The following is a 14,600-nucleotide window of genomic DNA, read 5'->3' as shown; positions in this document are numbered from 1 at the left end:
AAAAGCCCTTCATTTAGGAGGGCTTTTTTGTATAACAGATATTTTAATTTAAGTTATTTATACCAATCGAATAACTTGAACACATACGGTACATAAGTAACCAATACCAATGATGAGAACAAGACAATAATTGGTAATAACCAACGCTCATAACGGTAGTAGAAACTTGTATATTTCTGCTTAGCTTCAGCATCCGCCGCATTAACTTCATCATCTCCGACGGACAACCGCGTTAAGAGATGATTCAAGGCTACTGGCGGCGTTACATAACCAAACTCGAATGCAACCAACACAATCATCCAGAAGTGGATTGGATGAATACCATTTTCGTATGCCACAGGAGCAATAGTTGCAGCAACTAAAATTACAGCACCAAATGGATCTGTACACATACCAATAATGGCAAGCAATAGTGCAATACACGCCAGAGATATATAAATACTGCCTAAATGAGTCGGCAATAATTCAACCACTTCAGAGCGTTCAATTAAACCACCTACACTTGCAGACAATGCCATCAAGATAATTAGTGCACCAATATGGCCGACTGTTTCTGAGGTTGCAAAACGAAGTGCTCCACCAAAACCAAGACGGAATTGAGAACTATGCGGATCATGTGACTGCAAGAATGGTGATTTTTGTTCATGTTCACGAACAATTGCTTCATGAATATTGATTGCAGGAGCTTCTTTTGTAGACACCAATTTGTCATACAAGATCATTGCGATCAGGACTAATGGTAAAATTACTGGTGCAGTAAATTCATTCATTCCTGTGTCTAGCGCATATTTATAGATTGCAAGAACAACAACAGTAATCAGAATGTATGGAATCACGGGTACAAAGGCACGTAACATACCCGGAATCGCAACTTTCGGCGAATTCACACGGAATTTTTCTTCAGCCAGTAGTAATGAAACACCCAAGAAAATAAATGCTGTTAACCAAAATACATAAACACCATGGCTAAATAACTCATCAGACGTTACATGACGGCTATCAAGCATTGCAATTAAAACGACCAGTAGACATGGGCGTACCACCACCCCTAAAGAACCTGACATTGCGGATACAGCCAATGCATATTGACGGCGAGCACCCGCATTCCAGACTTCTTTATAAATAATCGCACCTGCCGCAATAACGAAGATACCTGATGCGCCTGTATAAGCCGTTGGTACCGCAGCTGCAATTAGAATTAACCATGTTAGGGTTTCTGGTGCCAAATTCCATGGACGGAGAACATTAAGGAATAAATCCATAACGCGTGTTTGAGTTAGGAGCATACCTGCCCAAATAAACAAGGCAAGGTTTAGGAAAATACCTGAAAACTCAACCAATAAACCAAGGTAAATCCCTTGCCCCATTGGATAATCCATGAAGAATGTAAATACGATACCCGTAATCAAAGCCATGTAAGCATATAAAGGCACACTTAATAAGGCTAAACCAATATTACCGCCTTCACGCTTTGCTGGTGGTGAAACAAATAGTTGATAAAGACTAATTAAAGTCAGAACAACAAATAGAATCATCCATATCCAGTAAATAGTTACTGTTTCATAGGTAGGTATTACCCCAGAATTAATAACTGAACGATACTGACTGATTACAGAGGTACTGAGTAAGGCATTACCAATCACCATAAAGATGGAATAGACTTTGTAATCTATTTTTGTTGCCGGATTACGTAAGCCAATATGGTGAAATTTTAACGATGCCGTAATCGCAGAAATCAAAACCATAAAAATAAGTAAAATGGCACGATTCTCTGTACCAAATTTAAAAATACCAAAGAAACCTGTTTCGACAGCACGGTAAGTACGCACCCCAGGGTTAGCTTCGATATATTTAATCGTCTTGTCATATGTCTGATATTTCTCGTCACATTGTTGCTGCGCAGCGAGTAGTGATGCACGGACATCACTTTCCGATGCTGCACCAAAGAAACTCGAGAAATCATCAGATGCATTCGCTTTCATTTGTTCTTTTACTTGAGCATCAATATTTGGATGTCGATCACAAGTCGGCTTTTCAGGTTCGGCACGCAAAAATGAATATTGCATACCTACCGCAGGGTCACCATAAAGACGCTCCCCGATACGTAATAATTGCCCGTGGATCATTTCCCCAGTACCAATGATTAGAGTCATTAATAGCAGAGTGAGGATGACAAATGTTGAGATCCATTCGTTCCAGATATAACCCAACAGACCTAATCCAGATCTTTTTTCTTGATATTCTTGCATAAATATTCCAATTTTGTTCTCTCAAAAACCTGAAAAACAGGAGCTTGAGTCATGCAATTTTCTTGGTCAGGGGTTAATTCCATCCCCCTTCTACCAATCCCTTTATTCAACGATCAAATTTGCATCAAACTTTATTAATAAAGAATGACTAAAATCACTTTTTTAACAGTTTGTATTGTCAATATTTCTTTTTTAATCTTTGAGCAAGCCAATAGCAGCCCCCAAAGATTGCGCCACCAATTGCTCCATATAAGTGAGCTTCAGTTAAAACCGGACTTCCTATTAACTGGGCTGTTCCTGTTTGCCCAAAGGTATTTTCCCATATCAGTTTTGCAATAATTAATCCTAAAACCAGAAAAGCAAAATTCCGTTCTTTACGATATTGCAAGTAAACTAAAGCAACTGCTGTATACAGCCCATGTAAAACACCAGACAAACCAGCATATGCCTCGATATAAGGTAAATAAAAATAGAAAACCAAACTAATGAACGGTGGCAAAAGAAAAAGCAGACTTAAAAGATGCCACGCTTTGGTATGCGGGAAGATGAACGGTAAACAGGCGAATGCCATCATATTTAAAAAGAAATGGATCCACCCAACGTGTACCCAATGTCCAGTCCATAAACGCCAGAATTCACCAAGTAAACTTTCGCGCCAATAAATAAAGGTATCAGGAAATACTTGTAGACAGGCAGACACAGAAATGCACACTGCGACCAAAAGCACTTTATGATTCAGTACATGATCCTTCATGGCACACTCCTTGAAATTAAACTTCTTGCTACTATTGTAAAACTTAACAACAGTCTCGCAAGAAGTTAACCTTTCAAATATTTTACTGCGCTGCTTGTGGAGCAGATGAGTCTGCAGGAGCTTCAGATGCGGCCCCTCCATTAAATAATTCATCTAGCTCTGCTGCACCTTCATTCTTATCGTCCCAGAAATGTGACATACCATCATCTCCAGTACGCACACCAGTATGCTCAGTCCAGTAACGGTCAGAAATCCCGCGTATAATCAGACCTGCCATACTATCGATTAACTTAAAGTTCGGATTGACAGGCTTATCATCAGCTTGAGATGCCGCATATAATCTTAATGCATCACGGATTTTTGCATCATCACCACTTGCTTGAGCAGCTACCGCATACAAAGCATGAGACAAGCGAACACCTTTTTGTTCACCAATTTGTACTGATTGTTTTAACGTTTGATATGGGTCAGGTTTCCCTTCATCAGCACCTGGTAATAAAGTCCAGATCACAGCACGCGTTGCGTTAGGTGCGCCCCAGAATTTTTCATTATCTAGACAGACCATGCCACGCTCTACAATAGCAGCAATATCTTTTGGAACATTGACTGCACCACCAGAGTTAATGTCATTGGTTACAGCCTGAAGGCCACTAATCATTCCAAGTAGATAAACAGTTTGATCAGTATCACTACGCATAGTTGGGCAAGAATCACCTAAATGATATTTATATTTAGATTCCCAACGATCAGCAAACAACTTATAGCCCGTATATTGACGCTCAGCAGCAATGGCTGCCCAACGTTTCTGGGCAATACGAGCATCTTGAGCTTCGGTTACTTGACCTGCTTTTGATGCACGTAAATAACGTAATTCCTGTTCTAACGCTTGGTTCTCTGCACATACACCTGATGCGGCATACATTAATACAGCAATACGCGTTGGATCTGCACCCATACCTTTAGTAGACATGATTGCAGGTGTTAATGCACTACCCGTATTACAAACCATTTCAGCATCTTGCATTGCTAGAATAGGCGGAACGACGTGCTTTTCCGTAAAACCTAAAGCAACATTTGCTCCGGTTTTCACGACGTATGAACAACCTGATAAAACTGAAGCTGCTAGAAAACTTACCGCCAAACCTTGGCTTATTTTTTGGACTTTAGACATCTTCCTGTCCTCTATGTAATTTGTTTTTTCCTTTTCAGATGTACATTAGCAGATGCATATCTTGAATAAAAGAGTAATTACTCTAATTGTAGCGCTTATACTTTGACATACTTCACAGTAGATAAAATTGACAGTTTTTTCAGAAAAAAGAAATTTTAGGCAAAAAAAAGTAGCATTGCGACGGTTCAGCACATGCTACTTATTAACTGAGATAAGCTTTTAACGGCTTATATTATTTTTGTTCTAGATAATCCTTAAGTAAAGTTCCTGCTCTTCCTACTACCACAGCCATAAGCACTGCAATTAACAGAAACATCCACATTGAAATCTCCATGAGAGACCTCCTTACTACAATCGCACCCAGTTATAAACTGGACACTTGATGGAATTAATCGACTAACCAATTTAATAATTGACTGATCGACGACCTTGCATCCTCTGTCTCTTAACTTTGTTAAAATTAACTTTGCTAAGATGTTCCCTGAGTAAAGTTCCTGCTCTTCCGATCACCACTGCCAAAATGATGGCAATGACCAAGAACGACCATGTTGGCATCTCCATTTTGAGACCTCCGACACACTTTACGTTGGTGTTTGTACTTTAACCGATGGAATAAAGACTCATCGTTGAAATTGTCAGACAATCATGTTTCTCTGTCTTTTTTCTAACTTTTAACTAGACAATCTAGAATTTAAGAAAAAATATATTAATTAAGTTTTTGTTTTTAATAAATTTTATATAAATATACAAATGTAGAATTGTCTAACAATTAATAAACTTTCTGTAAGATTTTTAATTTTTTCCAATCCTGTAAAGGAAGTTGATCAAACCAAATTATAGCTACTTTTATTGGTGCCCCTTCAAAATAAATAACAATAAATAACTGATAATCAATTATTTTAGTGATTTCTATACGGGAAATTATCTTTTGCGAAGAGTATGCAACTGACCACAATTTTTGGTCTAAATATGCAATTTGAGAAATTCGTGATTGTTTCAAAAAAAATAGAAAACTAATAGACAAAAGAATGAGAGCAATCAACCACCAAATTGGTGATAACAATTGATAAAGTAGGATTGTTAAACTCAAGCCAATAAAAAGCTGAAATATTATCGAGAAACGACTATATTTCAGCTCAAAATTCAATTCTTTTATCAAAACAGTTTAGCCATGTACATACTGTTTTAATTTATAAATAAATTCACGTAATTCTGTGCGTGGAGGTTCAGAAACTTCCATGAACCAATCTAATAAATCCGGATCTTCTTGTTCAACTAATTCTGCAAATAAAGCCTTCTCTGCTGGATCTGCTTTTAGATAATAGTTTTTTACATAAGGGTCAAAATAGACGTCAATTTCTTTTAAGCCGCGGCGTGCTCGATAAATTACTTTACGTTCTTCCAAGGTCATTTCGTCAGACATTTATTTCCCCACCTGCATTGATAGTGCGCTTAGTTTACCTGATCACATTCCAAAGATCGCTAAAAATATCAAATTGACCAAATTTATCATCTTGTGCTCATAATTGAGCATTCATCACATTGTTACGCAAGGAATGCTTACGTATGTTTAGATTCATAACATCACGCCTAAACCAAGGAAGAAATACAAATGCAATCTGGCGCTATTCGTCCCATTCCAAATATGTTACCAAGACAACTATTTAATGAAGAGCATGAGGCTTTTCGCGAAACAGTGCGTAAATTCTATGAAAAAGAAGTTGTTCCGAATATTGAAAAATATGAAAAACAGCAACATGTTGATCGTGACCTTTGGAATAAGGCCGGAGACTTAGGTTTACTGTGTACCACGATGCCTGAGCAATATGGTGGTTCTGGAGTAGACCGCTTGTACAGCATGATCTTAATTGAAGAACAAGCTTATGCGATGGACTCTAGTACTGGCTTTTCTTTGCATTCAGATATTGTTGCCAATTACGTGAACAACTTTGGTAATGAAGAACAAAAACAAAAGTGGTTACCGAAAATGGCCACAGGAGAAGTGGTCACAGCTATTGCGATGACTGAGCCTGGCACTGGTTCTGATCTACAAGCAGTAAGAACTACAGCCGTACTTGATGGTGACGATTATGTAATTAATGGTTCAAAGATTTTTATTACTAATGGCTATTTATGTGACATGGTCGTAGTGGTTTGTAAAACTGGCAATAACGACAAAGGTTCAGCAAACTTATCGCTCATTATTGTTGAAGCAGACCGCGCAGGCTTTAGCAAAGGTAAGCCTCTTAATAAAATTGGAATGAAGGGCCAAGATACCTGCGAATTATTTTTCGATAATGTTCGTGTCCCTAAAGAAAATCTTTTAGGTATGGAAGGCATGGGCTTTATTATGCTCATGAAAGAGTTAGCTTGGGAACGAATGCTAGTTGCTATTATTTGTCAAGCAGGAGCAGAAGCGGCATTTGCACATACGGTTCAATACACAAAGGACCGTAAAGCATTTGGTAAACATATTGGTGCATTTCAAAATACACGCTTTAAACTTGCTGAACTGAGAACAGAAATAGATTTCTGCCGTACTTATTTAGATCGTTGTATGGAATTACAACTTGAAGAAAAATTAAGTGTAGAAGCTGCGGCAGCTGCTAAATATAAAATTTCAGATATGTTCTCAAAAATTGTAGATGAGTGCCTTCAATTACATGGGGGTTATGGTTACATGCTTGAATATCCAATTGCACGTGCCTACATAGATCATCGAGCAAATCGAATTTATGCAGGTACCAATGAAATTATGAAAGAATTAATTTCTAGAACACTTTAATAGCTTCATTATAAAAGGGGCATTACGCCCCTTTTATTTATCTAATATCTATTAAGATACCAATTTTGGCTTACGCTCGTTAGTTTCTGAACGTTTATGAAAATGCAGAACACCATCTTCAAATTTTGAATTTTTTAGCGATTTTTTGTCTTCTAAATAGTTATTAGTGACTTGCCATGGAGCATGCTTACCCTGTTTTGGAAGTTCATGTGCCGCACGGCTAATATAACCTGAAGACAATTTACCCATTACAGTATCTTCTTCCATTTCAGTCTTATCGCCAGATGGGATCACTTCGTCATAGTGATTTTTATCCATATAATTTAACAAGCGACAAATATATTCTGCAGCGATATCAACTTTAAGGGTCCAAGATGCATTTACATAACCAATAATCATAGCCATGTTTGGTACATCACTTAACATCACACCGTTATAAAGCATATGCTCAGATGAATTAACTGCTTTCCCATCAATAGTAGCTTGAACGCCGCCCATAATCTGAACTTGTAAACCAGTTGCAGAAATCACGATATCCGCATCAAGATGTTTACCAGATTTAAGTAAAATACCTTTTTCGGTAAATTTCTCAACTTGATCTGTTTCTACACTAGCTTTACCTTCACGCAAAATCTTAAATAAGTCACCATCAGGTACCACACATAGACGTTGATCCCAAGGATTATATGAAGGAGTAAAATGCTTCATATCAACTTTACCCTTTAACTGCACTTCAATTGCTTTTAAGAGTAAACGACGCACAGTCTTTGGATGTTTCTGTGATAATGCATAAATAGCGCGCTGCATACCAATATTACGTGCACGGGTAAATTTATAAGCTGCCTCTTCAGACATAAATTTACGCGTTTTTTCATAGATGAAGTCGATAGACGGCACACTAGCAATATATGTTGGTGAGCGCTGCAACATAATTACGTGCCCCGCTCCACCTTTCGCCATTGCTGGTACTAAAGTAATGGCAGTTGCGCCACTACCAATAATAACGACTTTTTTACCTGTGTAATCTAAGTTCTCAGGCCAATGCTGGGGGTGAATGAGTTGCCCTTTAAATGCTTCTTGATTTGGGAAAGAAGGTGCATATCCCTGATCATAGTTATAATAACCAGTACACCCTACAACAAAGTTAGCAATCCAAGTTTGTTGTTTTTTCTTCCCATCTTCAATTACAACCTGCCATTTCTTTGATTCAGAATCATAATTAGCAGAAAGCACACGATGACCAAAGTGAATTTTTTCTTTTAATTTATATTCATCAATTACTTCGCCCAAATACCCTTTAATAGAAGCACCATCAGCTAATACATTCGCTTTACACCATGGCTTAAAATTAAAACCAAATGTGGACATATCTGAGTCTGAACGAATGCCTGGATAACGGAAAAGATCCCATGTTCCACCAAAAGATTCACGACGCTCTAAAATTTCAAATTGGCGTTGTGGAGAATTTTTTGATAGATGAGCAGCGATTCCTATTCCTGAAATACCTGCGCCAATGATTAAAATATCAACTTGCTTTTCCATTTTATTTTTATACCCATGGTTGAGAATATAAGTTTATTAAAGCACAATTTTGACAATACACAATGTCAAGTTTGACCGTTTATCCGTTTTTTTATGTCAGTTGAGGACATTTTTATAATTTATTTAATTAGCAGAAATAAAAAAGACCGGTATAAAACCGGTCTTTTTTGAATAAAATCAATTATTCAGCTGAAGTTTTCACTTCACGATCTACAAGCTCAACGTAAGCCATCGGCGCTGCATCACCAGCACGGAAGCCCGCTTTAAGAACACGTAGATAACCGCCGTTACGTTCTTTGTAACGAGGGCCGAGTACGGTAAATAATTTACCTACAGTTGCAGCATTACGAGTACGAGCAAATGCTAAACGACGATTTGCTACAGTATCGTTTTTTGCTAGAGTGATTAAAGGCTCAGCAACACGACGTAATTCTTTAGCTTTAGGCACAGTTGTTTTGATCAACTCGTGTTCAAATAAAGAATTAGCCAAGTTTTGGAACATCGCTTTACGATGGCTGCTTGTACGGCCTAATTTCACACCACTATTACGATGACGCATGGTGATAGTCCTACTTAATTAACGGCTACGATAGGCAAAACGGTCGTCCATACGAAGACTAGCTGGTGGCCAGTTTTCAAGACGCATACCGAGTTGTAAGCCTTTCGATGCCAAAACATCTTTGATCTCTGTTAACGATTTTTTACCAAGGTTAGGAGTTTTTAACAACTCAACTTCAGTACGTTGAACAAGATCACCAATGTAGTAAATATTTTCTGCTTTCAAACAGTTAGCAGAACGAACAGTAAGCTCTAGATCATCTACTGGGCGAAGCAAGATTGGGTCAACTTCTTCACGAGGCTCTTGAGCAACTGGAGTTTGGTCTTTCTGAAGATCAACAAAAATTGCAATTTGTTGTTGCAAGATTGTTGCCGCTTTGCGGATTGCTTCTTCAGGATCAACCGTTCCATTTGTCTCGAGGTCGATTACCAGTTTATCTAAATCGGTACGTTGTTCTACACGCGCATTTTCAACGGTATAAGAAACACGCTTAATCGGGCTATAAGAAGCATCTAATTGCAAACGACCAACAGGACGTGTTTCACCTTCAGGGAAACGAGAATCAGATGTTTCATAACCACGACCTTGAGCAACCTTCAAGCGCATTTTTAATGAGCCTGAAGCACTCAAAGTACCTATTAGATGTTCTGGATTAACCACTTCAACATTATGAGGTAAACGAAGATCAGCAGCAGTAATTTCGCCAGGACCTTGTTTCTCTAATGTTAAATATGCTTCATTTTGATCGAACAGCTTAATAGACAATCCTTTTAGGTTCAGCAAGAGCTCGACGATGTCCTGCTGCAAGCCTTCTAAAGTACTGTACTCGTGCTCGACACCTTCTATCTCAACTTCAACCACAGCAGCGCCAGGTAAAGAAGACAATAGAATGCGACGTAAAGCATTACCTAGAGTATGGCCAAAACCACGCTCTAAAGGTTCTAGAATCACTTTTGCCGAGGTCCCGCTAACCGCTTCGACCTTGATCGCTTGCGGAGTTAGAAACTCGTTTGCAGTACGCGTCATTATTGCTACCTCAAGGATTATTTAGAATACAATTCTACAATCAAGCTTTCATTGATTTCAGCAGGTAAATCAGCACGATCTGGTGCAGCTTTAAACGTACCTTCAAGCTTAGAATGATCAACATCGATCCAAGCTGGAATACCACGTTGTGCAGCTAACTCAATCGCGTTTTTAATACGCAATTGTTGTTTAGCACCTTCGTGAACCGCAATTACATCACCAGCTTTAACTTGAATAGATGCGATGTTTACACGACGACCATTCAAAGTAATGCTACGGTGACTTACTAACTGACGAGCTTCTGCACGTGTAGAACCAAAACCCATGCGATAAACAACGTTATCAAGACGGCTTTCAAGCAATTTCAACAAATTCTCACCTGTTGCGCCTTTAACACGAGCTGCTTCTTTATAGTAGTTACTAAATTGACGTTCTAACACACCGTAAATACGACGGACTTTTTGTTTTTCACGTAATTGTAGTGAATACTCAGATTGCTTACCACCGCGTGCCTGACCATGTTGACCAGGTGCTTTGTTAGCTTTTTTAGTTTTGACGTCAAAAGGTTTAACGCCAGATTTAAGTTGCAGGTCTGTCCCTTCGCGGCGAGAGAGTTTGCATTTTGGACCAATATAACGAGCCATGAATGTTTCTCCTTACACGCGACGTTTTTTAGGTGGACGGCAACCGTTGTGAGGAATTGGCGTCACATCGGTAATGCTGTTAATTTTATAACCCACTGCGCCTAATGCACGAACCGCAGACTCACGACCTGGACCAGGACCTTTTACAAGGACATCCAGATTTTTCAAACCGTAATCTAAAGCTGCTTTACCAGCAACTTCAGCAGCTACCTGAGCAGCAAACGGAGTTGATTTACGTGAACCACGGAAGCCTTGTCCACCAGAGGTGGCCCAAGCCAATGCATTACCTTGACGATCAGTAATCGTAACAATGGTGTTATTAAAAGACGCGTGAATGTGTGCAACACCTTCAGAGACGGTACGGGTGACCTTCTTGCGTGTGCGAGTATCTTTAGCCATCTTTTAGCTTCCAGAAATCTTACTTTTTAATCGGTTTGCGCGGACCTTTACGGGTACGTGCGTTAGTTTTGGTGCGTTGACCACGGACAGGCAAGCTGCGACGATGGCGAAGGCCGCGATAGCAACCCAAATCCATTAAACGTTTAATGTTCATGGAAATTTCGCGACGTAAGTCACCTTCGGTAGGAACCTTAGCAACTTCTGCACGAATCGCATCAAGCTGAGCATCGTCCAACTCACGGATCTTAGTAGTCTCAGTAATACCAACTGCTGTTAAGATATTCTTAGCAGTATGGCGACCGACACCAAAGATGTAAGTGAGGGAGATAACAGCATGCTTGTTATCCGGAATGTTTACACCGGCAATACGAGCCATTCACTTTCTCCAAAAAGGCAGTAGAGATAATCAACCGCCCCACAAAATCTTGAGGGGCGGATATTAACCCAATTCGCCTACTGAAATCAACAGGTCTTGATTAGATTAACCTTGACGCTGCTTATGACGAGGTTCTGCGCTACAAATTACGCGAATAACCCCATTACGACGGATAACTTTACAGCTACCACAAATTTTCTTTACAGAAGCTTGTACTTTCATGATGAAACCTCTAAGTGCGCTTATCCCTTAGGATGAGCAGTCGTTTTTCTCATTAATGTTTGATTATCATATTGATGAGATGTTAAGTGCGCTTGTAGCTGAGCCATAAAGTCCATAACAACGACAACTACGATTAGTAATGAGGTACCACCCAAAGAGAATGGGATCCCAAAAGAACTTTGTAGAATCATTGGCATTAGACAAATGACCGTAATATAAATCGCACCAATAAACGTCAAACGATTAAGAATATGATCTAAGTAACGAGCAGTTTGCTCACCTGGGCGAATACCAGGCACATAAGCTCCGCTGCGTTTTAGATTTTCTGATACTTCCTTAGGGCTAAATACTAAAGCCGTATAAAAGTAACAGAAAAAGATAATTAACGCACCAAAGAGCACCAAATACAAAGGCTGTCCAGGCGACAATACTAAAGCTAAATCTTGTAAGCTACGCTTAATTAATCCAGCATTTGCATCTGCACTTCCTACCCATTGACCAAGACTCGCTGGGAACAAGAGTAAAGAACTTGCAAAAATCGCAGGAATCACACCAGCCATATTAATTTTCAATGGCAAATGCGTCTGCTGTGCTGTAAATATACGACGACCTTGCTGCTTTTGTGCATAGTTTACTGGAATACGACGTTGTGCTTTTTCAATAAACACAATGGCAGCCAACACACCTAAAGACAAAAGACCAAAGATCACAAGACCAATTAAGCTTGTCTGACCATTATCTACTGATGAAACTGATTGCATAATTAAGTTAGGCAAACCAGAAACAATACCAGCAAAAATAATCATTGAGATACCATTACCAATACCTCTTTCAGTGATTTGTTCACCTAGCCACATTAAGAACATAGTTCCAGCGACAAGTGATGTAACTGCTGGTATATAAAACTCAAGACCAACTGACAGAGTAATACCCTGACCAATCAAACCTGCACACATACCAACTGCCTGAACCACTGCAAGCAATAATGTACCCTGACGCGTATATTGATTAATTTTACGCTTACCTTGCTCACCTTCCTTTTTCAAGGCTTCTAGTGAAGGAATTACTGTAGACATTAACTGCACAATAATTGATGCAGAAATGTAAGGCATAATCCCTAAAGCAAGAATAGACATTCGCTCTAAAGCACCGCCAGAAAACATATTGAATAGCCCAAGAATAGTTCCTTGGTTCGCTTGAAATAAATTTTCTAACGCAGCATTATTAATGCCTGGTACTGGAATATGCGCTCCTAGTCGAAAGACCAGCAATGCACCGATTAGAAAACTCATCCGGCGAATAATTTCACGATATTTCACATGAAATGGCTGACCTTTCATCATGTTGACATGACCTGAAGAACTAGGAGACATAGACACTCGAGATTACTCCTCGACTTTGCCGCCAGCTGCTTCAATCGCAGCTTTAGCGCCTTTAGTCAATGCAACACCTTGAACAGTGAATGCACGAGTGATTTCACCAGAAAGTACGATACGAGCACGAATTTGGTCACGACGAACAACATTCGCAGCTTTCAAAGTTTCTAGGCTAACGATGTCGCCTTCCACTTTGTTTAACTCAGATAAACGTACTTCAGCAGTTTTTAAAGCGATTTGGCTAGTGAAACCGAATTTAGGTAAACGACGATAAATCGCTGTTTGACCGCCTTCAAAGCCTGGACGAACGCCACCACTTTTACGTGATTTTTGACCTTTGACACCACGGCCACCGGTCTTACCAACGCCAGAACCGATACCACGGCCTAAACGAAGGTTTTCACGTTTTGCACCTTCTGCAGGCGCAAGCTCATTTAAACGCAGAGTCATGGCTTATTCCTCTACACTAACCATATAGTAGACTTTGTTGACCATACCACGGTTAGAAGGCGTATCTTGCACTTCTACAGTATGACCAATACGACGCAGACCTAAACCTTGTAAGCAAAGCTTGTGATTTTTCAAGCGATGTGAAGAAGATTTAGTCTGGGTAACTTTAATCGTTTTCATGATTCATTACCCTTGAATTTCTGCTACTGATTTACCACGTTTCGCAGCGACTTTCTCAGGAGAAGTCATATCACGCAAACCTTTGAAAGTTGCGTTCACTACGTTTGCAGCATTAGTAGAACCATAACATTTAGCAAGTACGTTATGCACGCCTGCAGCTTCTAGAACGGCACGCATTGCGCCACCAGCGATTACGCCGGTACCTTCAGAAGCAGGTTGCATGTATACACGGCTTGCACCATGACGAGCATTCACAGGGTGTTGTAAAGTAGTACCTGCAAGGTCTACAGTAATCATGTTGCGACGTGCAGCTTCAAGTGCTTTAGAAATAGCAGCTGGAACTTCACGTGCTTTACCACGACCGAAACCAACACGACCATTACCATCACCCACAACAGTTAATGCTGTGAAAGAGAAGATACGACCACCCTTAACAACTTTGGCTACACGATCAACGGCAACCAGCTTTTCAACAAGACCTTCGTTTTGTTCAACTTTAGCCATGATTAGAACTCCAAGCCGTTTTCACGAGCAGCATCAGCCAAGGCTTTGATACGACCATGATATTTAAAACCAGAACGGTCAAATGCAACTTTAGTTACACCAGCTGCTTTCGCACGCTCTGCGATTAAAGTGCCTACTTTAGTAGCTGCATCTACATTACCTGTAGTACCGCTACGTAAAGATGCATCCAAAGTTGAAGCTTGCGCTAAAACTTTGCCACCATCTGCTGAAATAACTTGAGCATAGATGTGACGCGGAGTGCGGTTTACACACAAACGAGTCGCACCCAATGCACGGATGTGCAAGCGTGTGCTTTTCGCACGACGCAAACGGGTTTGTTTCTTTTCGTTCATAAGAACCTCG

Annotated in this window: 18 protein-coding genes; 1 reads left to right on the top strand and 17 read right to left on the bottom strand. The window is 39.7% G+C overall.

The window, feature by feature from the left end; genetic code table 11:
• Positions 1-53: 53 nt before the first annotated feature.
• The 5 genes from AC2117_RS02325 to AC2117_RS02305 all read right to left on the bottom strand — a co-directional run bounded on the left by AC2117_RS02325 (position 54) and on the right by AC2117_RS02305 (position 5,597).
• A complete protein-coding gene (locus tag AC2117_RS02325) occupies positions 54-2,249 on the bottom strand; it encodes a TRAP transporter large permease subunit (RefSeq protein ID WP_133971656.1) in 2,196 nt (731 codons plus the stop codon).
• Positions 2,250-2,427: 178 nt separating this feature from the next.
• The gene (gene rrtA / locus AC2117_RS02320; protein ID WP_133971654.1) at positions 2,428-3,003 is read right to left on the bottom strand and encodes a rhombosortase; all 576 of its coding nucleotides are present in this window, start codon (positions 3,001-3,003) and stop codon (positions 2,428-2,430) included.
• Positions 3,004-3,085: 82 nt separating this feature from the next.
• Positions 3,086-4,174: a hypothetical protein gene (locus tag AC2117_RS02315; protein WP_133971652.1), complete on the bottom strand. Its 1,089-nt coding sequence runs from the start codon at positions 4,172-4,174 to the stop codon at positions 3,086-3,088.
• Between the two features lie 769 nt (positions 4,175-4,943).
• A complete protein-coding gene (locus tag AC2117_RS02310) occupies positions 4,944-5,333 on the bottom strand; it encodes a hypothetical protein (protein WP_133971650.1) in 390 nt (129 codons plus the stop codon).
• A gap of 6 nt (positions 5,334-5,339) precedes the next feature.
• A complete protein-coding gene (locus tag AC2117_RS02305; RefSeq protein WP_016142980.1) occupies positions 5,340-5,597 on the bottom strand; it encodes a succinate dehydrogenase assembly factor 2 in 258 nt (85 codons plus the stop codon).
• A gap of 189 nt (positions 5,598-5,786) precedes the next feature.
• Here AC2117_RS02305 and AC2117_RS02300 point away from each other — a divergent pair, with 189 nt between their 5' ends.
• The gene (locus tag AC2117_RS02300; RefSeq protein WP_133971649.1) at positions 5,787-6,959 is read left to right on the top strand and encodes an acyl-CoA dehydrogenase family protein; all 1,173 of its coding nucleotides are present in this window, start codon (positions 5,787-5,789) and stop codon (positions 6,957-6,959) included.
• A gap of 51 nt (positions 6,960-7,010) precedes the next feature.
• Here AC2117_RS02300 and AC2117_RS02295 read toward each other — a convergent pair whose 3' ends face one another.
• From AC2117_RS02295 to rplR, 12 genes are all read right to left on the bottom strand, one after another.
• Positions 7,011-8,501: a flavin-containing monooxygenase gene (locus AC2117_RS02295; RefSeq protein ID WP_133971647.1), complete on the bottom strand. Its 1,491-nt coding sequence runs from the start codon at positions 8,499-8,501 to the stop codon at positions 7,011-7,013.
• Between the two features lie 181 nt (positions 8,502-8,682).
• Complete coding sequence (gene rplQ / locus AC2117_RS02290) at positions 8,683-9,060, bottom strand: 50S ribosomal protein L17 (protein WP_042895180.1); 378 nt, start codon at positions 9,058-9,060, stop codon at positions 8,683-8,685.
• An 18-nt stretch (positions 9,061-9,078) separates the two neighbouring features.
• A complete protein-coding gene (locus tag AC2117_RS02285) occupies positions 9,079-10,086 on the bottom strand; it encodes a DNA-directed RNA polymerase subunit alpha (protein ID WP_003653641.1) in 1,008 nt (335 codons plus the stop codon).
• 17 nt (positions 10,087-10,103) lie between these two features.
• A complete protein-coding gene (gene rpsD, locus AC2117_RS02280; protein WP_005301294.1) occupies positions 10,104-10,730 on the bottom strand; it encodes a 30S ribosomal protein S4 in 627 nt (208 codons plus the stop codon).
• A 12-nt stretch (positions 10,731-10,742) separates the two neighbouring features.
• Entirely contained in the window at positions 10,743-11,129 is a 387-nt protein-coding gene (rpsK, locus tag AC2117_RS02275) for a 30S ribosomal protein S11 (protein WP_001040166.1), read from the bottom strand.
• Positions 11,130-11,148: 19 nt separating this feature from the next.
• Positions 11,149-11,505 carry a 30S ribosomal protein S13 gene (gene rpsM, locus AC2117_RS02270; RefSeq protein ID WP_003653646.1) on the bottom strand — a complete coding sequence of 119 codons (357 nt, stop codon included), beginning with the start codon at positions 11,503-11,505 and terminating at the stop codon, positions 11,149-11,151.
• A 105-nt stretch (positions 11,506-11,610) separates the two neighbouring features.
• Positions 11,611-11,727 carry a 50S ribosomal protein L36 gene (gene rpmJ, locus AC2117_RS02265; protein ID WP_000867907.1) on the bottom strand — a complete coding sequence of 39 codons (117 nt, stop codon included), beginning with the start codon at positions 11,725-11,727 and terminating at the stop codon, positions 11,611-11,613.
• Positions 11,728-11,747: 20 nt separating this feature from the next.
• Positions 11,748-13,067: a preprotein translocase subunit SecY gene (gene secY, locus AC2117_RS02260; protein ID WP_171056784.1), complete on the bottom strand. Its 1,320-nt coding sequence runs from the start codon at positions 13,065-13,067 to the stop codon at positions 11,748-11,750.
• A gap of 45 nt (positions 13,068-13,112) precedes the next feature.
• The gene (gene rplO, locus AC2117_RS02255; protein ID WP_042895186.1) at positions 13,113-13,553 is read right to left on the bottom strand and encodes a 50S ribosomal protein L15; all 441 of its coding nucleotides are present in this window, start codon (positions 13,551-13,553) and stop codon (positions 13,113-13,115) included.
• 3 nt (positions 13,554-13,556) lie between these two features.
• Positions 13,557-13,733 (bottom strand): 50S ribosomal protein L30, encoded by a 177-nt coding sequence (gene rpmD / locus AC2117_RS02250; RefSeq protein ID WP_003653652.1) that lies wholly within the window; start codon positions 13,731-13,733, stop codon positions 13,557-13,559.
• 6 nt (positions 13,734-13,739) lie between these two features.
• A complete protein-coding gene (gene rpsE, locus AC2117_RS02245) occupies positions 13,740-14,237 on the bottom strand; it encodes a 30S ribosomal protein S5 (RefSeq protein ID WP_003653653.1) in 498 nt (165 codons plus the stop codon).
• 2 nt (positions 14,238-14,239) lie between these two features.
• On the bottom strand, positions 14,240-14,590 hold the full coding sequence (gene rplR / locus AC2117_RS02240; RefSeq protein ID WP_005043857.1) for a 50S ribosomal protein L18: 351 nt from the start codon (positions 14,588-14,590) through the stop codon (positions 14,240-14,242).
• Positions 14,591-14,600 lie beyond the last annotated feature (10 nt).

The sequence above is a fragment of the Acinetobacter calcoaceticus genome, from assembly GCF_900520355.1.
Taxonomy (GTDB): domain Bacteria; phylum Pseudomonadota; class Gammaproteobacteria; order Pseudomonadales; family Moraxellaceae; genus Acinetobacter; species Acinetobacter calcoaceticus_C.
This window is presented reverse-complemented; position numbering and strand designations above follow the sequence as displayed.